The following is a 17,210-nucleotide window of genomic DNA, read 5'->3' on the forward strand; positions in this document are numbered from 1 at the left end:
GGGTCAGCCGGGCATTGCCGCCAGCAATGTCTCGCGCGCATCTGCGATATGGCGGGCGAGAATGTCCGCCGCCCGGTCTTCCGCTCGGGATCTTATGGCTGCGACCAGGTCTTCGTGGTCTTTCAGCCATCTGTCGGTCAGTGTTGGCAACACGCCGTAACCGGCGATGTGAATGCGGCAGGTCCGCCGAAGATCTTCGATCATCGACAGTTCTCTCGGCCGTCGTGCCGGCGCATAAAGGCTCTTGTGAAAGGCCCAGTCGCCGTCGGCCCATAGCTCGGTTGCCGCGTCGATGCTGGAATGGGCAAGGGCCGCTTCGATCTTTACAAGATCGTCCGCTTCCAGCCGTCTGATCGCCTGTCGCAGGCAATCGGTCTCCAGAAGGCCGCGCAGATGATAGACCTCGTCGATCTCCGCTGGCGCAAGGTTAATCACCCGGGCCCGGCGGTTGCGCTCAAGGTCGATCAGGCCCCGTGCGGCCATCAACTGCAGGGCATCGCGCACGGGAATGCGGCTCACCGAAAAGCGGGCGGCGATCTCCCCCTGTTTCAGGTCCTCACCCGGCCGGAAGATCCCGGAAACGATGTCGGCTTCGAGTGTGGCTGCGATTTTTTCTGCGGACATGGCGCCTCCCTCGTTTTGCAATAGAGCCTTGACAGCAGCCTGTAAATCCAAAATGTATAAATGTATACATTTTGGAGGATGCATGAGCAAAGAACACGGCTATACCTCTCTCATTCGCTGGACCGGTAATCGGGGCGAGGGGACGAGAAGTTACAGGTCCTACGACCGGACCTGGGAGATACGCACACCGGGAAAACCGCCGGTCTTGTGTTCAAACGATCCGCTGCTTGGCGGCAATCCGGCGCTCCATAATCCGGAAGACCTGCTCCTGTCCGCCCTGGCGAGCTGCCACATGCTCTGGTACCTGCATCTGGCAAGTGACGCGGGCATTGCCGTCATGGCCTATGAGGATGCACCTGAAGCGACGGGGGAAACGGAGCCTTCCGGTGCGGGCCGGTTTCTAAGGGCTGTGCTGAAGCCGGTCATCACGGTGCCCAAAGGCACGGACCTGGCAAAGGCCGATGCGATCCATCACGAGATTCACAAGGTCTGTTTCATCGCCCGGTCGGTCAATTTCCCGGTCAGCTTCGAGGCGACCTACCTGGAAGCAGGAGAGATCAGGCCGGATTGACCCGTCTCAGCGTCAGGTTGATCCGACCGCCGTTCTTCAGAAGGGTGGAGGTTCCTGCCAGCACGCGGTCGATGCCGTGAAAGGCAAGGCGGGCCTCGCCGCCAAGCACGACGACATCGCCGGATTGCAGGCGAAAGGATTTGGTCGGATCCTTCCGGGACAGGCCACCGACGCGGAAGGTTGCCGTATCTCCCAGAGACACCGAGACGACCGGGGCTTCGAACATCTGTTCGTCGCGGTCCTGATGCAGGCCCATACGCGCGCCCTGGTCATAGAAGTTGATCAGGCAGGCTTCGGGGGGCGGTGCCTTGCCGGCGACCTCTCCCCAAAGGTGCGTCAAGGCGTCCGGCATGGCCGGCCACGGCTGCCCCGTTCCGGGATGCACCGGCTGGTAGCGGTAGCCCTGGATATCCGACACCCAGCCAAGCGCTCCGCAGTTGCTCATGCGCACCGAAAAGGGCTTTCCGGTTTTGGGCATGACCGGCTGGTAGAGAGGCGCTTCGGCCACGATCGCGCGGATCTGGTCCAGCAAGTCTTCCTGGCCCGCGCGGTCGAAATAGCCCGGCAGATAGGAAAGCCCGCTCAGGCCATTGATGGAAATGTCCTGCATGGTTGATAGCCAGTCCTTCGGTCAGTCTCCACCGCCGCAACCGCTGCAGCCGGAACTACCACCGCTGCCGCCCCCACCGCTGCTGCCGCAGCCGGTGCTGCATCCGGAAGAGTTGCCGCCTGACTTCATGGAGAAGATCACCAGCGCCAGGGCGATTATGAACAGGCTCAACACGAACTCGGTGGTGTGCATGGTGGCCCAGTGCCAGACCCTGTTGACCAGTCTTTCCAGGAAGGTGTCTCCTTGCGCCTCTCCATGGGCGAAAGCGAGTCGCGTCCCCAAGAGAAGAGACAGGGTGGCCAGCAACGCGCAGAGCACGGCAGTGGGCGCATTCGCAAACCACCTGGCGACCCGCGCGACCCGGTTCGGCCAGTGCGGCTTGCGGATGATCCAGACATCCTGCGCATTCACCCGGACAAACCCCGGCGCCTTGCCAAAACGGATCTCTTCCGGCGGCCAGATATCCTGTGGCGGTTCGCCGAACTCAGTTCGGTAAAGCCGGAGTGTTCTTGCATAGGCCTGCCGGAACCGGACGTCCTGGTCAGGGCCGCCCTTCGTCGGCATATGGTGCAGCGGACCCCCGAGCGCTTCTCTGAATGGTTCCCAGTAATGTCTGGTGTAGGTCAGATGCAGATGCCAGGCCTGGTCCACTTCGTCGCTCGGCGTCACGATGCCTTCGCCAAGCCGGCTGAGATAGGCAAACCGAAGATACTCGGTCACGACACGTCTGGCGAAACCCTTGCTCCAGCCGTTGTCGCGGGCAAGGCGCGCGGTAAATGGGAAGTCCGCTTCCACATCGTCCGGGTGGCAGGCTTCAAGCCGGGTCCAAAGGCGGGCATCGCGCAAGTCAGGTCTCCTTTCCGAAGGGGTCTTTGCTGTGACGGGCGGAGCTTAACCGGTTTGGCTTGCCTCTTTCAGCAAAACCTGACGGTTCCCCTCGATTGCATGTGGAATTCGCAAAGCTGACAATGGTGGTAACGATCTGGGAAGAAATATCGGCCAAGAAGGGAAAGTCTGCGAAATGTCATTGGACAGATGTCTTGCAGGCAAAGTTTCATCCACCTATATAGCGATCAAGCTTCGCGCCAAATCATGAGCCTAGCGTTCTGGTGCGATGTCCGGGGAAACCCGGTACCCAACTGAGAGGAGCCGGAATGACGCCTTTATGGGTCTATCCGGTTTGCTAGAAAGAGAGGCAGAAATGGCAAAGGTCATTGGTATCGACCTCGGCACGACGAACTCGTGCGTCGCCGTCATGGACGGCAAGGATTCCAAAGTAATTGAAAACGCAGAAGGCGCCCGCACCACCCCGTCGATGGTGGCCTTCTCCGACGATGGCGAGCGTCTCGTCGGCCAGCCGGCTAAACGCCAGGCGGTCACGAACCCGACCAACACCCTGTTCGCGGTCAAGCGCCTGATCGGTCGCCGGTATTCCGACCCGACGGTCGACAAGGACAAGAAACTTGTTCCGTTCGAGATCGTCGAGGCAGACAACGGCGATGCATGGGTGGAAGCCAACGGCGAAAAATACTCCCCGTCCCAGGTGTCTGCTTTCATCCTTCAGAAGATGAAAGAAACCGCTGAGAGCTATCTCGGCGAAAAAGTGACCCAGGCGGTCATCACCGTCCCGGCCTACTTCAACGACGCACAGCGTCAGGCCACCAAGGATGCCGGCAAGATCGCGGGTCTCGAAGTCCTGCGTATCATCAACGAGCCGACGGCAGCAGCGCTTGCCTACGGTCTCGACAAGAACGACGGCAAGACCATCGCGGTCTACGACCTTGGCGGTGGCACGTTCGACGTTTCCATCCTGGAAATCGGCGACGGCGTCTTCGAAGTGAAGTCCACAAACGGTGACACGTTCCTCGGCGGTGAAGACTTCGACATGGTCCTCGTCGACTACCTTGCGTCCGAGTTCAAGAAGGACCAGGGCATCGACCTGAAGAACGACAAGCTGGCCCTGCAGCGTCTGAAGGAAGCTGCGGAAAAGGCGAAGATCGAACTGTCGTCCTCGTCCCAGACCGAAATCAACCTGCCGTTCATCACGGCGGATGCTTCCGGTCCGAAGCACCTGACGCTGAAACTCACCCGCGCCAAGTTCGAGTCGCTGGTCGAGGATCTGGTCAAGCGTACCATCGAGCCGATGAAAGCCGCCCTGAAAGACGCAGGTCTCGCAGCCGGTGAAATCGACGAAGTGGTTCTGGTCGGCGGCATGACCCGCATGCCGAAGATCCAGGAAACCGTGAAGACCTTCTTCGGCAAGGAGCCGCACAAGGGTGTGAACCCGGACGAAGTCGTGGCCATGGGTGCCGCGATCCAGGCCGGTGTTCTGCAGGGCGACGTCAAGGACGTTCTGCTGCTCGACGTGACCCCGCTGTCGCTCGGCATCGAAACGCTTGGCGGTGTCTTCACCCGTCTGATCGACCGCAACACGACGATCCCGACCAAGAAGAGCCAGGTGTTCTCGACCGCTGAAGACAATCAGACGGCCGTGACCATCCGCGTCTTCCAGGGTGAGCGTGAAATGGCTGCGGACAACAAGATCCTCGGTCAGTTCGACCTGGTCGGCCTGCCGCCGGCACCGCGTGGTGTTCCGCAGATCGAGGTCACCTTCGACATCGACGCCAACGGTATCGTCAACGTGTCCGCAAAGGACAAGGGCACCGGCAAGGAACAGCAGATCCGCATCCAGGCCTCCGGCGGCCTCAGCGACAGCGACATCGACCAGATGATCAAGGACGCTGAATCCCATGCCGATGAGGACAAGAAGCGGAAGGAACTGGTGGAAGCCAAGAACCAGGGCGAATCTCTGGTCCATTCCACCGAAAAGTCCCTGAAGGACTATGGCGACAAGGTTTCCGAGGACGACAAGTCCGCGATCGAAACCGCTCTCGCCTCCCTGAAGTCTGCTCTCGAAGGTGAAGACCTGGAAGACATCAAGGCCAAGACCCAGTCTCTGGCAGAAGCGTCCATGAAACTTGGCGAAGCCATGTATCAGGCCGCTCAGGCTGACGCCCAGGCTGAGGACGGCGAGGAAGCCGATCCGAAAGCCAAGGCTGAAGACGATGTCGTCGATGCGGATTTCGAAGAAGTCAAAGAAGACGACGACAAAAAATCCGCTTAACTGAAAAGCGCCAGCCAGCCGGTTCTCCGGCTGGCTGGTCCAATCCCGGCGCCGGGTGCTCGACTGCCTGATGACACAGGCACTTGTGCGCGGCGCCTTCGCCGTAATAGGCGCCGGCCTTTGCCAGGCCGCCTGCGGTGCAACAACAAGACCGGAAGATCTTGATGTCGAAACGTGATTTCTATGAGGTGCTGGGTGTTTCGCGCGATGCGGATGAAAAAGCGCTGAAAAGCGCTTACCGCAAGATGGCCATGCAGTTTCACCCGGACCGCAATCCGGGCGACGAGGCCGCCGAAGCCAAGTTCAAGGAAGTCAACGAGGCCTATGACACGCTGAAGGACAAGCAGAAGCGTGCGGCCTATGACCGTTTCGGTCATGCGGCCTTCGAAAACGGTGGTTTTGGCGGTGGCGGCGCCGGAGCCCACGACTTCTCTTCCACCATGTCGGACATCTTCGAAGAATTCTTCGGCATGGGCGGAGGTGGTGGCCGCCGCTCCGGCGGACGCGAGCGCGGCGCGGACCTGCGCTACAATCTGGATATCACGCTGGAAGATGCCTTCACCGGAAAAACGGTGGAGATCGAGGTTCCCACCAGCGTTACCTGTGACGACTGCTCCGGTTCGGGCGCAAAGCCAGGAACCAGCCCGACCACCTGCCGCACCTGTGGCGGGGCGGGCCGTGTGCGTGCCGCACAGGGCTTCTTCACGCTGGAGCGCACCTGCCCGAGCTGTCAGGGCCGCGGCCAGGTGATCACCGACCCTTGCGAAGGCTGTGGCGGCTCCGGGCGCAAGACCCAGGAGCGTACGCTTTCGGTCAACATTCCTGCCGGCATCGAGGACGGAACCCGTATCCGGCTGGCAGGAGAAGGCGAAGCAGGCGTGCGCGGTGGGCCCGCGGGCGATCTCTATATTTTCCTCTCCATCAGGCCGCACGAACTCTTCCAGCGCGACGGCGCCGATCTTTACTGCCGCGTGCCGATTTCCATGTCGACGGCGACGCTCGGCGGTCAGTTCGACGTGCCGACGGTCGAAGGGGCCACCAGCCGCGTCAAGGTGCCCGAGGGCACGCAGACCGGAAAGCAGTTCCGCTTGCGCGGCAAGGGCATGCCGATCATGCGGTCCAGTCAGCATGGCGACATGTATATTCAGGTCACTGTCGAAACGCCGACCAATCTGACCCGGCGCCAACGCGAACTCCTGGCGGAATTCGAAAAGGAATCTTCCGGCGAAAACCATCCCGAATCTGCGGGCTTTTTCTCCAAGGTGAAAGATTTCATCGATAATCTCGGTGCATAAGCGGCCGGAAATGGGCAGCACCTGCGTGCAATCTGTGCGCTTGCCCATGGCATCTTATTGCAATCACTCCTATATTCCCCCTGTGGGGATGAGTGAGGAAAGATGCTGAAACGCAATAGCTCCCGCCGGGAAGCCTTTCGGGAAAAGCTTGAAAAGGCCAGTGCCGTTCGGGCCAAGGTGCTGGATGAAGTCAAATTCATTCGCTCCTGGGCTCAGAATCCGCTTCGAACCGGGGCAGTGGCCCCCTCCGGGCCGGAACTTGCCGCCAGGATGGCGTCCTTTCTGACGCCGCGGCCGCATTCGAGGGTTGTTGAACTGGGGCCGGGAACCGGCGTCGTTACCAAGGCGATCCTGGAACGCGGGTTTTCGTCCCATCAGCTCAGTCTCATCGAATATTGTCCGGAGTTCTGCGAACTTCTGACCCGCAGATACCCGGGTCTGAAAGTCGTGCAGGGGGATGCCTATGCGCTTGGTGAAACCCTTGGCCGTGCCGGGGACACGTTTTCAGCCACCGAAGGCCAGCGGCATTCGCTGGACGGCATCGTCTCCTCCCTGCCGTTGCTGACACGGCCGGAAGCGGCGCGCAAGGCTCTGCTGGCTGAAGCATTGGAGCTTCTGAAGCCGGGAGCGCCTTTCATCCAGTTTTCATACGGGCTGGTTGCCCCGGTCAAACCGGACAGCCGGTCAGTTTCCGTCTTCAGTTCGGACTGGGTCTGGAAGAACCTGCCTCCGGCGCGCGTCTGGGTCTACCGCAAGGCCCATTGAGGCTTGAGACGGCAGGGGACAGCGGGCACGAAACACTCCCATTTCCGGAAAAGCGCCCTACACTTGCCGTCAGGTGTTTACCACGCTGCGTCATGCGTGGGCTGGACAAGTGTTGGGTAGGTTCTGATGCGCAATCCAAAAATCCTCGTTTGCTCGGGCTCCGTCCGGGGCGGGTCCTTCAACGGCAAACTTGCGGCCCTGGCCGCCAAGAAACTTGCGATCCTGGATGCGGACGTAACGCATCTGTCGCTGAAGGACTATCCATTGCCGATCTATGACGGCGATCTGGAAGAAACCAGTGGCGCTCCGGAAAACGCCAGGAAACTCAAACGCCTTTTTCTGGCAAACGATGGCGTCTTTCTCTCCTGCCCGGAATACAATGCCGGTGTCACGCCGCTTTTGAAGAACACGCTCGACTGGATCAGCCGCGTCAAGGAACCGGGCGATCCGTACAGGAACAAGATGTTTGCGCTCGGCTCTGCCTCACCCGGTGCATACGGCGGCATGCGTGGCCTGATAGGTATGCGCACCATCCTGGAAGTCGGCCTTGGGGCAATGGTGCTGCCGCAGATGGTGGCCGTTTCCAAGGCTGCCAGCGCATTTGACGACAAGGGTGAACTCTCCGACGAACGGGTGGGCGGTCAGCTCGACAAGCTGGTGGAGGGGCTCTTGCGGGCAACCCGGATCGAGATGTCGCACTGACGGTGCGGTTTCCCGGCGAAATTCAAAGCGAAATAGCCTGCCGTGAGCTGGTCTCCGGCCGCTCTGAAATCGGTCCGCAGCGGGCCGGATGCTATTGACTGCTTGGAAAAGCCCGTTTTGCCGCCTACATAGGGCGGCAGACAGAAGACCATGAAGATTGCCAAGAGGATTGAATGAGCGAAACGCGCGAACCGGCCCAGTGGCACGGTACGACCATCATGATGGTGCGCAAGGGTGGCAAGGTGGTGATCGCCGGTGACGGCCAGGTCTCCCTCGGCCAGACCGTTATCAAGCACACCGCACGCAAGGTACGCCTGCTGGCCAAGGGCGAGGTTATCGCCGGTTTTGCCGGTGCCACCGCTGATGCCTTCACGCTGTTCGAGCGCCTTGAGGCGAAGCTGGAACAGTATCCGGGTCAATTGATGCGCGCCTGCGTGGAACTTGCCAAGGATTGGCGGACCGACCGGTATCTGCGCCGTCTGGAGGCAATGATGCTGGTGGCCGACAAGAACGTCTCGCTGGTGCTGACCGGTACGGGCGACGTTCTGGAACCGGAAGGCGGTGTCATGGGCATCGGCTCGGGCGGCAACTACGCGCTCGCCGCCGGACGTGCCCTGGCCGACACCGACTATGACGCGGAAACCATTGCCCGAAAGGCAATGGCGGTTGCCGCGGAAATCTGCGTTTACACCAACGCCAGCGTGACGGTCGAATCGCTGGATACGGCCGAGTAGCGGCCAATGATTTCGTTTCGCCCCGTCACCGCCGAAGATCTGCCGATGCTGGCGACCTGGATGGCGCGGCCGCACTGGCGGCACTGGTGGGGCGATCCGGAAGAGGAACTGAACAACATCCGGGACATGGTCGAAGGCAGGGATACGACCCGGCCTTTCATCTTCCAGGAAGGCGGCGTCGACAAGGGCTATATTCAGGTCTGGTTTGTCGGCGATCAGCAGGGCAGCACCTTTGCGGTGGACTATCCCTGGCTGGATCTGCTGCCGGCCGAGGCTGTCGGTGTCGATCTGTCGATAGCTGCCGAGGAAGACGTGTCCCGGGGACTTGGAACAAGAACTTTGCAGGCATTCGTCCACGAGCTGCGTGAACAAGGCCATGAGCGGATCATCATCGATCCGGATCCGGCCAATCTCAGGGCCGTGAAGGCCTATCGAAAGGCCGGCTTTCGGGAGATCGAAGCGCTTCTGGGACGCACCGGCGACTACCTGCTGATGGAACTCGTAAGTAAAGAAGGCGTGTCTTAAACAATGTCCGATTTTTCTCCGCGTGAGATCGTTTCAGAACTCGACCGCTACATCGTCGGCCAGAAAGATGCCAAGCGCGCGGTTGCCATTGCATTGCGCAACCGCTGGCGCCGCCAGCAGCTTCAGGGCCAGATGCGCGAGGAGGTTCTGCCGAAGAACATCCTGATGATCGGCCCGACCGGCGTCGGCAAGACCGAGATTTCCCGCCGCCTGGCAAAGCTCGCCAATGCGCCCTTCACCAAGGTGGAAGCCACCAAGTTCACTGAGGTCGGCTACGTGGGCCGCGACGTGGAGCAGATCGTCCGCGATCTAGTGGAAGCCGGGATCTCGCTGGTGCGCGACCAGAAGCGCGAAGCGGTCAAGGCCAAGGCGCACATGCTGGCCGAGGAACGCGTGCTGGATGCGCTGGTCGGCAAGAACGCAAGCCCGGCGACCCGGGACAGCTTCCGCACCAAGCTGCGCAACGGCGAGATGGACGACAAGGAAATCGAGGTCGAGGTCCGGGCGCAGGCCCAGATGCCGAGCTTCGATCTGCCGGGCATGCCGGGTGCCAGCGTCGGGGTGATGAACGTCTCCGACCTGCTTGGCAAGGCATTCGGCGGACAGACAAAGACAAAACGCACCACTGTCGGCGACAGCTACCAGATGTTGATCAACGAGGAGTCCGACAAGCTGCTCGATGACGACAAGGTGGTGGAAGAGGCAATTTCGCTGGTCGAGAATTCCGGCATCGTCTTCCTGGACGAGATCGACAAGATCTGCGCCCGTGAAGGCCGCGCGGGAGCCGACGTTTCACGCGAAGGCGTGCAGCGTGACCTTCTGCCGCTGATCGAAGGTACGGTCGTCTCCACCAAGCATGGACCGGTGAAGACCGACCACATCCTGTTCATCGCCTCGGGCGCGTTCCACGTTGCCAAGCCTTCGGACCTTCTGCCGGAGCTCCAGGGCCGTCTGCCGATCCGTGTTGAGCTGCGCGCGCTCGACAAGGATGATTTCCGGGCGATCCTGACCGAACCGGAAGCCAGCCTCATCAAGCAGTATGTGGCGCTGCTGGATACGGAAAAGGTCAAGCTGAGCTTCACCGAAGATGCCATTGACGAGATCGCGACCATTGCGGTCGATCTCAATGCCTCGGTCGAGAACATCGGTGCCCGCCGCCTGCAGACGGTGATGGAACGCATTCTCGACGAGGTTTCCTTCACCGCGCCGGACCGGCCGGGCGAAGAGGTGGAGATCACGGGCAAGTTCGTTCGCGACAACATCGGCGACCTTGCAAAGAACGTCGACCTGTCGAAGTTCATCCTCTAGGGCGGGTCCGAAAGACACCGGTTGAGCGCTCCGAGCGCGGCGATTTCGCCGCTTGCGGAGCGCGCGGACCGGTGGCAGCATGCGCCCCATGGTAGCTATTCGAAAAAGCAACGAGGAAGGCCACCGCCGGAAGTTTCTGGTTGTGGTCGACGAGACGCCCGAATGTGACCGGGCGATCGTATATGCCGCCAAACGGGCGGCCCGGACCGGCGGCGTCGTGACGCTGGTCTTCATTATTGCGCCAGGCGACTTCCAGCATTGGCTGGGGGTTGAGGACATCATGCGGGCGGAAGCCCAGGAAGAAGCCGAAGCGGCCCTTGCAAAAGCCGCCGAGCGGGTGCGCTCCGTTGCCCGCACCGAACCGGAGACGGTGGTGAGGGAAGGGACCAAGGCCGAGGAGATCATGGAACTGATCGAGGCCGATGCCGATATCGCCATTCTGATCCTCGCCGCCAGCACAGGCTCGGAAGGGCCGGGGCCTCTGGTGTCGTCGATTGCTGGAAAATCCGCTGGAACATTCCCGATTCCGGTAACGATCGTGCCGGGCAACCTGGATGACGATTCCATCGCCGCACTTGCGTGATCCGCGCACGCAGGGGGCAAAGTTTCCCAGAGATTGCTTGACCAGGCAGGATCTGCACCTATCTAGTTTTTAACGGTTCCAAACTGTCGCGAGATACGTTAGAAACATTCATCGGCGTTTTGCGATGGAGGTGAGGCGCAAAACGAAGCCGGCCACACGGGCGCGACCAGAAGCGCAAGGACGAGACAAGATGTTCATTCAAACCGAAGCCACTCCGAATCCGGCGACACTCAAATTTCTACCGGGACGGGTTGTCCTGCCGGAGGGAACCTACGACTTCCGCTCCAAGGCGGATGCCGGAGTATCGCCGCTGGCGCAGAAACTGTTCGACGTGCCGGGCGTGGTGGCGGTCTTTTTCGGCCACGACTTCGTGACCGTGACCAAGGACGAAACCGACTGGCAGCACATGAAGCCCGCCATTCTTGGCGTGATCATGGAGCAGTTCATGTCCGGCCAGCCGGTCATGGCGACCAGCGAAGCGGAAAATATCGAGGAAGGCGAGTTCTTCGAGGCAGGTGACGCGGACACCGTCAGCACCATCAAGGAACTCCTGGAAACCCGGGTGCGTCCGGCGGTGGCGCAGGATGGCGGCGACATCACCTTCAAGGGCTTCAAGGAAGGTATCGTCTACCTTTCCATGCGTGGCGCCTGTGCAGGCTGCCCGTCGTCCACGGCAACGTTGCAGCACGGCATTCAGAATCTGCTGCGCCACTTCGTACCGGAAGTCGAAGAAGTCCGCCCGATCTGATCGGGTGACCCTTGCAAAGTTTCAAAGGCCCGGCCGTCCAGCCGGGCCTTTTTCTGTTCGAAGACTGTGGTGCGTCTGCCCAGCCTGGTTCGCCACTTGCAAAAAGTGACGATGACCGCCGCATTTTCGTGGCAAAACGCCTTTGAACAGCCGCAGACCTCGTAAATTTTCGACTCCCATTCTTTGTGGAAGGCAAGCCCCCCTTTGGACTTAGGTCCAAAGCCCCGCTCGACTCCCGGCCCACGCCGGGGTAGTGGCATGTGACATTCGAAAACCATGAGCCAAACCGGAATGCGCGTCCTCGCCATCGATACAGCCCTTGCCAATTGCGCCGCCGCCGTTCTCGACGACGGTGCCGAAACTGCGTGTTTCGAGGCTTGCGGGGAAGAGATCGGCCGGGGGCATGCCGAGAAGCTGATGGACATGATCGGCGAGGTCATGGCCGAGTCGTCCACCACCTTTTCCGAACTCGACCGCGTTGCCGTCACCATCGGGCCCGGCAGCTTCACCGGCCTGCGTGTCGGGCTGGCGGTTGCCCGTGGCTTTGGTCTGGTGCTCGGCAAGCCGGTTGTCGGCGTGACCACGCTGGCGGCCATTGCCCGTTCCGCCGTGCCCGGAGATGAAGGCGGTCCCGTGCTGGTGGCGCTGACGGGAAAGGCCGACGAGGTTTACTGCCAGCTCTATCACGCGTCCGGCACAGCTGCCGATGAAGCCGGTGTACGGACGATTGCCGACCTTGCGGCGAACCTGCCCAAGGACGTAAGATTGGCAGGATCGGCATCGGAAAAAATCGCGAGGGAGCTTGGCCTTCCCGAAAGCGCGATATTGTCCCGCAGCACTTTCCCGGGTATTCGGGATGTTGCGGAACTGGGGATCTCCGCCGATCCTTCGAGGTCATCCCCTTCGCCACTCTATTTGCGGCCGCCCGATGCGACGCCGCAAACGAAGGGAAGGATAGAACGGCAATGAGTTTTTGGTGGTTCTGGACCCAGCCGCCGGTGATAGAAGAGGCGCTGGACGAAGATCTACCGAAGATTGCCGAGATCCACGCACTGTCATTCAAGCACAAATGGAATACGGACGAGCTTGCGCGGATGAAGGCGCATGAGGGAACGCTGTTTCTGGTGGCGCGCCGGGCAAGCCCCTATGGCACGCGTGCGCCGCTCGGTTTCCTGATCGTGCGCACCGCCGCCGATGAAGCCGAGGTCATCACGATTGCCGTCCACCCGCGCCAGCGCGGCCGCGGCATCGGCAAGAAGCTGATGGAAGCCGGCCTGTTCCGTCTTTACGGTGAGCGCTGCAAGCATCTTTTTCTGGAAGTGGACGCAGCCAACGAACCGGCCTTGCTGCTCTACCGGGCGCTTGGCTTCAAGGAGGTCGGCAGCCGCAAGGGCTATTACAGCGACAGTGGAGGAGACGGCACCGCGCTTGTCATGCGCGTCGATCTTGGTTAAGCGCTGTAGCAGATACGGTATCGGAAACAGACAGCGGATGGCATCGCAATGGCGGAAGAGCGGCAATCAGCGCTAGCGGACTTGTGCATCGAAAAAGGCATGCGCATGACCGAACAGCGCCGGGTCATTGCCTCCGTTATCGAAGCGGCCTCCGACGAACATCCGGACGTTGAGGAACTCTACCGCCGGTCCGTCGCCATCGATCCCGGCATTTCCATTTCCACGGTCTATCGCACGGTCAAGCTGTTCGAGGACGCAGGCATGATCGAGCGGCACGATTTTCGCGACGGCCGCTCGCGCTACGAAACCGTTCCGGACGAGCATCACGACCACCTGATCGATCTGCGGTCGGGCCAGGTCATCGAATTCCGCAACGAGGAAATCGAAGCCTTGCAGGAATTCATCGCCAAGAAACTGGGCTACCGGCTGGTCGATCACCGGCTGGAGCTTTACGGCGTTCCGCTCGAAGCCAAGAAGGATGATCAGGCCGATGGCTGAGATCAAGGCCGGTCTCATTATCTTTCTTCTGACACTGGTCTCGCTGGTGTTGATCCCGCTTCAGTGGCTGGCGGTGAAACTCAGGCTACCCATGCAACGGAGACTGCCTCAGCTCTGGCACCGGATTGCGACGCGGCTCGTCGGCATCAAGATCGAGCAGATCGGAACCCCTGCCACGGACCGGCCGCTGCTGATTGCCTCCAACCACGCATCCTGGGTCGACATCACTGTTGTCGGTTCGCTGATGCCTCTTTCCTTCATTGCCAAATCCGAGGTTTCCGGCTGGCCCATTTTCGGCCTGTTCGCAAAGCTTCAGCGCACGGTCTTCGTCAATCGCACCCGGCGCACGGAAACCGCGCAGGTGGCCGACACGATTGCTCAACGCATGGCGGCCGGGGATGCAATGGTGCTGTTTGCCGAAGGCACGTCCAACGACGGCAATTGCGTTCTGCCGTTTCGCTCGGCGCTTCTGGGGGCCGCAACCCGCGCTATCGGTGAGGACGAGACGTCAAAGGTCTGGGTGCAGCCGCTCTCTGTCGCCTATCAGGGCTTTTACGGCCTGCCCATGGGCCGGGCCCACCGTCCGCATGTCGCCTGGTACGGCGATATGGAGCTTGCGGGCCATCTGTGGGGCATCTTCTCGCGCGGTGCGCTCGACGTCGTGGTACGCTGGGGCGAGCCGGTTCTGGTCGACCGGACAACGGACCGCAAAGCCCTGAGCCGCCGTCTGGAAACGGAGGTTCGGGCCATGACGATTGCCTCGCTGCTGCAAAAGTCGGTCGACACCGAAGATTTCAGCGAAATCGAGCCAAGCGAGTTCTTCTCAAACGCGGAAAAAACCGCTAAAGCTGGCGCCTGAATTTGCAAGGTGCCGTCCGCTGCCGTTGAAAGGCGCGGGACCCGGGCAGGATGGACGGATCGATCCAGTGCCCGTGCCGGGTGAATTGCCCGATGAAGGTATCGACATTCACGACATCCGGCCGCCTGATAAAGGCCAACTGACGAAGGCCATAAGGAGCCCCACGAGGAGCGAATGACAAGCCGCCCTGAACAAGACCTGGAAACGAACGCCACCGTCGTATCCGCCGCCGACATGACAGACGCCCGCAAGGGCGGGAACACCCGCAAGGTGTTCGTGCGTACCTATGGCTGCCAGATGAACGTCTATGACAGCGAGCGCATGACCGACGTGCTGGCACCGGAAGGGTTCGAGGCGACGGACGATCTGGAAGACGCGGATCTTGTCATCCTGAATACCTGCCACATTCGTGAAAAAGCCGCCGAGAAGGTCTATTCGGAGCTTGGCCGCATCCGCAAGGTCAAGGAAGAGCGTGCGAAATCCGGCAAGGACATGATGGTGGGTGTCGCAGGCTGCGTTGCGCAGGCGGAAGGCGAGGAAATTTCCCGCCGCGCCCCCATCGTCGATCTTGTGGTGGGGCCGCAGAGCTACCATCAGCTGCCGTCGCTTCTGGAAAAGGCCCGTGCGGGTTCCAAGGTCGTCGAAACCGAGTTCGATATCGACGCCAAGTTCAATCACCTGTCGGAACGTGCCGAAAAGCAGGTGCTGAAACGCCCGCCGTCCGCCTTTCTCACCGTGCAGGAAGGCTGCGACAAGTTCTGCACCTTCTGCGTCGTTCCCTATACGCGCGGGGCCGAAGTTTCCCGCTCGGTCGAGCAGATCGTCAGTGAAGCCGAGCGTATGGCGGCGGTCGGGGTGCGGGAAATCACGCTGCTGGGCCAGAACGTCAACGCCTATCACGGCGCATCGCCGGACGGTGCGGTCTGGGGCCTTGGCCGGCTGTTGCGGCGCCTGTCGGAAATCGACGGTCTCGACCGGCTGCGTTACACCACCAGCCATCCGCGCGACATGGATGACGATCTGATCGCTGCGCATCGGGATCTGAAAAGCCTGATGCCCTATCTGCATCTGCCGGTGCAGTCCGGCTCCGACAAGATCCTGAAGGCGATGAACCGCCGTCACACGCGCGATGAGTATTTTCGTCTGATCGACCGCATCCGCGAGGCAGCTCCCGATATCGCGCTCTCCGGCGATTTCATCGTCGGTTTCCCGGGCGAGAGCGACCAGGATTTCGAGGACACGATGGATCTGATTCGACAGGTTGGCTACGGCTCGGCCTTCTCGTTCAAATACAGTTCCAGGCCCGGTACGCCCGGTGCAACCATGGACGACCAGGTGCCGGAAGACGTCAAATCCGCACGGCTCGCCGAGCTTCAGGCGCTGGTTGCCGAACAACAGAAGGCGTTCAACGCCTCGCGTCTGGGAATGACCTGCGACGTGCTTCTGGAGAAGACCGGCCGCAATCCCGGACAGCTTGTCGGCAAGTCGCCCTGGTTGCAGCCGGTGCAACTGGATGCACCTGAAGACCTCATCGGGTCGATACAAGCGGTGGAAATCGTTGACATCGGGTCCAATTCCCTGTTCGGGCGGCTGATTGCGGGGCAAGATGATCTTGGAAGGTCCGGACGCATCCCGGCTCCGGCGGCCTAAAGGAGACGTCATTTGACGCGCGACAGCCACTCTTCATCCCGCAAGTCCTCGGTACAAACTTCTGCGGCCGGTTCGGCCTCCGACATGACCCATATTGTTCTTGCCTTTGAAGATAACCGGCTGATCGGAGATCTGTTTGGGCAATTCGACCAGAACCTTGCGCTGATCGAACAGCGCCTGGGCATCGATGCCATTGCCCGCGGCAACCAGGTGACGCTGAAAGGCAGCCAGGTGGGCTGCGCGCAGGCGCGCACCGCGCTGGAGGCCATGTATCAGCGGCTGCTGCAGGGGCAGGAAATTCATCCGGGCGATGTCGACGGTGCCTTGCGCATGGCGGCAGCTGCGGAAGCGCAACTGCCGTTGCCGACGCTGGAGCCCAAGTCCCGTCTGGCCTTCGCCCAGATTGCGACCCGCCGCAAGACAATCGTTGCCCGCACGCCAACCCAGGACGCCTACATCCGATCCATGGACCGGGCCGACCTGATTTTCGGAACCGGCCCGGCCGGTACCGGCAAGACCTTCCTGGCGGTGGCCTATGCCGCAGCGCTTCTGGAGCGCGGCGATGTGGCCCGTCTGATCCTGTCCCGTCCTGCTGTCGAAGCCGGCGAGCGTCTCGGTTTTCTGCCGGGCGAGATGAAGGACAAGGTCGATCCGTACCTGCGGCCGATTTACGACGCTCTTTATGAGATGATGCCTGCCGAAAAGGTCGACCGTGGCCTTCAGTCCGGCATGATCGAAGTGGCGCCGCTGGCCTTCATGCGCGGCCGCACGCTTTCCAACGCTGTGGTGCTGCTCGACGAGGCACAGAACACGACCTCCATGCAGATGAAGATGTTTCTGACGCGTCTGGGGGAAGGCTCGAAGATGATCGTCACCGGCGATCCGAGCCAGATCGACTTGCCGTCCGGACAGGTGTCCGGTCTGCGCGAAGCGCTCGGGCTGTTGACCGACATTCCGGAAGTCGCCCACATCCGGTTCAACGAGAAGGACGTTGTCCGTCACGAGCTGGTTGGACGGATCGTGACCGCCTATGACAACGCCTCTCGCGAAGAATCGGAAGCGCGCGAGCGCCGCTTTGCCGAGCGAAAACGTGGTGCGGACCGCGACGGTGCCCCTGCGCGCCCTCGTGAAGCCGCAAATTCCTGAAAAGCCCCTGCAGA

The 17,210-nt window shown here is 61.1% G+C and carries 19 protein-coding genes; 16 read left to right on the forward strand and 3 right to left on the reverse strand.

What is annotated here, in order from left to right; all coding sequences use genetic code 11:
* Positions 1 to 3 precede the first annotated feature (3 nt).
* A complete protein-coding gene (locus SIAM614_RS13815; protein WP_006935387.1) occupies positions 4 to 624 on the reverse strand; it encodes a GntR family transcriptional regulator in 621 nt (206 codons plus the stop codon).
* Between the two features lie 82 nt (positions 625 to 706).
* On the opposite strand from SIAM614_RS13815, the gene SIAM614_RS13820 reads away from it, so the two are divergent.
* Entirely contained in the window at positions 707 to 1,195 is a 489-nt protein-coding gene (locus SIAM614_RS13820) for an OsmC family protein (protein ID WP_006935388.1), read from the forward strand.
* Here the strand turns inward: SIAM614_RS13820 and SIAM614_RS13825 are convergent.
* Together SIAM614_RS13825 and SIAM614_RS13830 are read right to left on the reverse strand one after the other, a co-directional pair.
* Positions 1,182 to 1,805, reverse strand: a complete 624-nt coding sequence (locus SIAM614_RS13825; RefSeq protein ID WP_006935389.1) for an alpha-ketoglutarate-dependent dioxygenase AlkB family protein — start codon at positions 1,803 to 1,805, stop codon at positions 1,182 to 1,184. The genes SIAM614_RS13820 and SIAM614_RS13825 overlap by 14 nt on opposite strands.
* 21 nt (positions 1,806 to 1,826) lie before the next feature.
* Complete coding sequence (locus SIAM614_RS13830; protein WP_006935390.1) at positions 1,827 to 2,651, reverse strand: glycine-rich domain-containing protein; 825 nt, start codon at positions 2,649 to 2,651, stop codon at positions 1,827 to 1,829.
* Between the two features lie 355 nt (positions 2,652 to 3,006).
* Between SIAM614_RS13830 and dnaK the strand changes: the two genes are divergently transcribed.
* The 15 genes from dnaK to SIAM614_RS13905 all read left to right on the forward strand — a co-directional run bounded on the left by dnaK (position 3,007) and on the right by SIAM614_RS13905 (position 17,196).
* A complete protein-coding gene (gene dnaK / locus SIAM614_RS13835; RefSeq protein WP_006935393.1) occupies positions 3,007 to 4,929 on the forward strand; it encodes a molecular chaperone DnaK in 1,923 nt (640 codons plus the stop codon).
* Positions 4,930 to 5,093: 164 nt separating this feature from the next.
* Positions 5,094 to 6,224 (forward strand): molecular chaperone DnaJ, encoded by a 1,131-nt coding sequence (dnaJ, locus tag SIAM614_RS13840; protein WP_006935395.1) that lies wholly within the window; start codon positions 5,094 to 5,096, stop codon positions 6,222 to 6,224.
* A gap of 102 nt (positions 6,225 to 6,326) precedes the next feature.
* Entirely contained in the window at positions 6,327 to 6,989 is a 663-nt protein-coding gene (locus SIAM614_RS13845; protein ID WP_006935396.1) for a class I SAM-dependent methyltransferase, read from the forward strand.
* A 126-nt stretch (positions 6,990 to 7,115) separates the two neighbouring features.
* A complete protein-coding gene (locus SIAM614_RS13850; protein WP_006935402.1) occupies positions 7,116 to 7,691 on the forward strand; it encodes an NADPH-dependent FMN reductase in 576 nt (191 codons plus the stop codon).
* A gap of 173 nt (positions 7,692 to 7,864) precedes the next feature.
* Complete coding sequence (hslV, locus tag SIAM614_RS13855) at positions 7,865 to 8,425, forward strand: ATP-dependent protease subunit HslV (RefSeq protein WP_006935406.1); 561 nt, start codon at positions 7,865 to 7,867, stop codon at positions 8,423 to 8,425.
* A gap of 6 nt (positions 8,426 to 8,431) precedes the next feature.
* Complete coding sequence (locus SIAM614_RS13860) at positions 8,432 to 8,950, forward strand: GNAT family N-acetyltransferase (RefSeq protein ID WP_006935407.1); 519 nt, start codon at positions 8,432 to 8,434, stop codon at positions 8,948 to 8,950.
* A gap of 3 nt (positions 8,951 to 8,953) precedes the next feature.
* Positions 8,954 to 10,258: an ATP-dependent protease ATPase subunit HslU gene (gene hslU / locus SIAM614_RS13865; protein WP_006935408.1), complete on the forward strand. Its 1,305-nt coding sequence runs from the start codon at positions 8,954 to 8,956 to the stop codon at positions 10,256 to 10,258.
* A gap of 88 nt (positions 10,259 to 10,346) precedes the next feature.
* Complete coding sequence (locus tag SIAM614_RS13870) at positions 10,347 to 10,841, forward strand: universal stress protein (protein ID WP_006935409.1); 495 nt, start codon at positions 10,347 to 10,349, stop codon at positions 10,839 to 10,841.
* A gap of 190 nt (positions 10,842 to 11,031) precedes the next feature.
* A complete protein-coding gene (locus SIAM614_RS13875) occupies positions 11,032 to 11,589 on the forward strand; it encodes a NifU family protein (protein WP_006935410.1) in 558 nt (185 codons plus the stop codon).
* A 291-nt stretch (positions 11,590 to 11,880) separates the two neighbouring features.
* Positions 11,881 to 12,558 (forward strand): tRNA (adenosine(37)-N6)-threonylcarbamoyltransferase complex dimerization subunit type 1 TsaB, encoded by a 678-nt coding sequence (gene tsaB / locus SIAM614_RS13880; protein WP_006935412.1) that lies wholly within the window; start codon positions 11,881 to 11,883, stop codon positions 12,556 to 12,558.
* Positions 12,555 to 13,043, forward strand: a complete 489-nt coding sequence (gene rimI, locus SIAM614_RS13885; RefSeq protein ID WP_006935413.1) for a ribosomal protein S18-alanine N-acetyltransferase — start codon at positions 12,555 to 12,557, stop codon at positions 13,041 to 13,043. The genes tsaB and rimI overlap by 4 nt, the downstream gene beginning before the upstream one ends.
* Before the next feature lie 48 nt (positions 13,044 to 13,091).
* A complete protein-coding gene (locus SIAM614_RS13890; RefSeq protein ID WP_040440209.1) occupies positions 13,092 to 13,541 on the forward strand; it encodes a Fur family transcriptional regulator in 450 nt (149 codons plus the stop codon).
* The gene (locus SIAM614_RS13895; RefSeq protein ID WP_040440211.1) at positions 13,534 to 14,400 is read left to right on the forward strand and encodes a lysophospholipid acyltransferase family protein; all 867 of its coding nucleotides are present in this window, start codon (positions 13,534 to 13,536) and stop codon (positions 14,398 to 14,400) included. The genes SIAM614_RS13890 and SIAM614_RS13895 overlap by 8 nt, the downstream gene beginning before the upstream one ends.
* A gap of 198 nt (positions 14,401 to 14,598) precedes the next feature.
* The gene (miaB, locus tag SIAM614_RS13900; RefSeq protein ID WP_407636306.1) at positions 14,599 to 16,050 is read left to right on the forward strand and encodes a tRNA (N6-isopentenyl adenosine(37)-C2)-methylthiotransferase MiaB; all 1,452 of its coding nucleotides are present in this window, start codon (positions 14,599 to 14,601) and stop codon (positions 16,048 to 16,050) included.
* A gap of 84 nt (positions 16,051 to 16,134) precedes the next feature.
* Positions 16,135 to 17,196, forward strand: a complete 1,062-nt coding sequence (locus tag SIAM614_RS13905) for a PhoH family protein (RefSeq protein ID WP_006935417.1) — start codon at positions 16,135 to 16,137, stop codon at positions 17,194 to 17,196.
* Positions 17,197 to 17,210 lie beyond the last annotated feature (14 nt).

Origin of the sequence: Roseibium aggregatum IAM 12614 (genome assembly GCF_000168975.1) — a bacterium.
GTDB lineage: Bacteria > Pseudomonadota > Alphaproteobacteria > Rhizobiales > Stappiaceae > Roseibium > Roseibium aggregatum.

What these genes read in the sequence shown, in the direction of transcription:
- hslV (WP_006935406.1), top strand. Translation starts at nt 7,865, where the DNA reads ATGAGCGAAACGCGCGAACCGGCCCAGTGGCACGGTACGACCATCATG.
- SIAM614_RS13890 (WP_040440209.1), top strand. Translation starts at nt 13,092, where the DNA reads ATGGCGGAAGAGCGGCAATCAGCGCTAGCGGACTTGTGCATCGAAAAA.
- dnaK (WP_006935393.1), top strand. Translation starts at nt 3,007, where the DNA reads ATGGCAAAGGTCATTGGTATCGACCTCGGCACGACGAACTCGTGCGTC.
- hslU (WP_006935408.1), top strand. Translation starts at nt 8,954, where the DNA reads ATGTCCGATTTTTCTCCGCGTGAGATCGTTTCAGAACTCGACCGCTAC.
- SIAM614_RS13820 (WP_006935388.1), top strand. Translation starts at nt 707, where the DNA reads ATGAGCAAAGAACACGGCTATACCTCTCTCATTCGCTGGACCGGTAAT.
- SIAM614_RS13905 (WP_006935417.1), top strand. Translation starts at nt 16,135, where the DNA reads ATGACCCATATTGTTCTTGCCTTTGAAGATAACCGGCTGATCGGAGAT.
- rimI (WP_006935413.1), top strand. Translation starts at nt 12,555, where the DNA reads ATGAGTTTTTGGTGGTTCTGGACCCAGCCGCCGGTGATAGAAGAGGCG.
- SIAM614_RS13895 (WP_040440211.1), top strand. Translation starts at nt 13,534, where the DNA reads ATGGCTGAGATCAAGGCCGGTCTCATTATCTTTCTTCTGACACTGGTC.
- tsaB (WP_006935412.1), top strand. Translation starts at nt 11,881, where the DNA reads ATGCGCGTCCTCGCCATCGATACAGCCCTTGCCAATTGCGCCGCCGCC.
- SIAM614_RS13870 (WP_006935409.1), top strand. Translation starts at nt 10,347, where the DNA reads ATGGTAGCTATTCGAAAAAGCAACGAGGAAGGCCACCGCCGGAAGTTT.
- SIAM614_RS13825 (WP_006935389.1), bottom strand. Translation starts at nt 1,805, where the DNA reads ATGCAGGACATTTCCATCAATGGCCTGAGCGGGCTTTCCTATCTGCCG.
- SIAM614_RS13845 (WP_006935396.1), top strand. Translation starts at nt 6,327, where the DNA reads ATGCTGAAACGCAATAGCTCCCGCCGGGAAGCCTTTCGGGAAAAGCTT.
- SIAM614_RS13860 (WP_006935407.1), top strand. Translation starts at nt 8,432, where the DNA reads ATGATTTCGTTTCGCCCCGTCACCGCCGAAGATCTGCCGATGCTGGCG.
- dnaJ (WP_006935395.1), top strand. Translation starts at nt 5,094, where the DNA reads ATGTCGAAACGTGATTTCTATGAGGTGCTGGGTGTTTCGCGCGATGCG.
- SIAM614_RS13875 (WP_006935410.1), top strand. Translation starts at nt 11,032, where the DNA reads ATGTTCATTCAAACCGAAGCCACTCCGAATCCGGCGACACTCAAATTT.
- SIAM614_RS13850 (WP_006935402.1), top strand. Translation starts at nt 7,116, where the DNA reads ATGCGCAATCCAAAAATCCTCGTTTGCTCGGGCTCCGTCCGGGGCGGG.
- SIAM614_RS13815 (WP_006935387.1), bottom strand. Translation starts at nt 624, where the DNA reads ATGTCCGCAGAAAAAATCGCAGCCACACTCGAAGCCGACATCGTTTCC.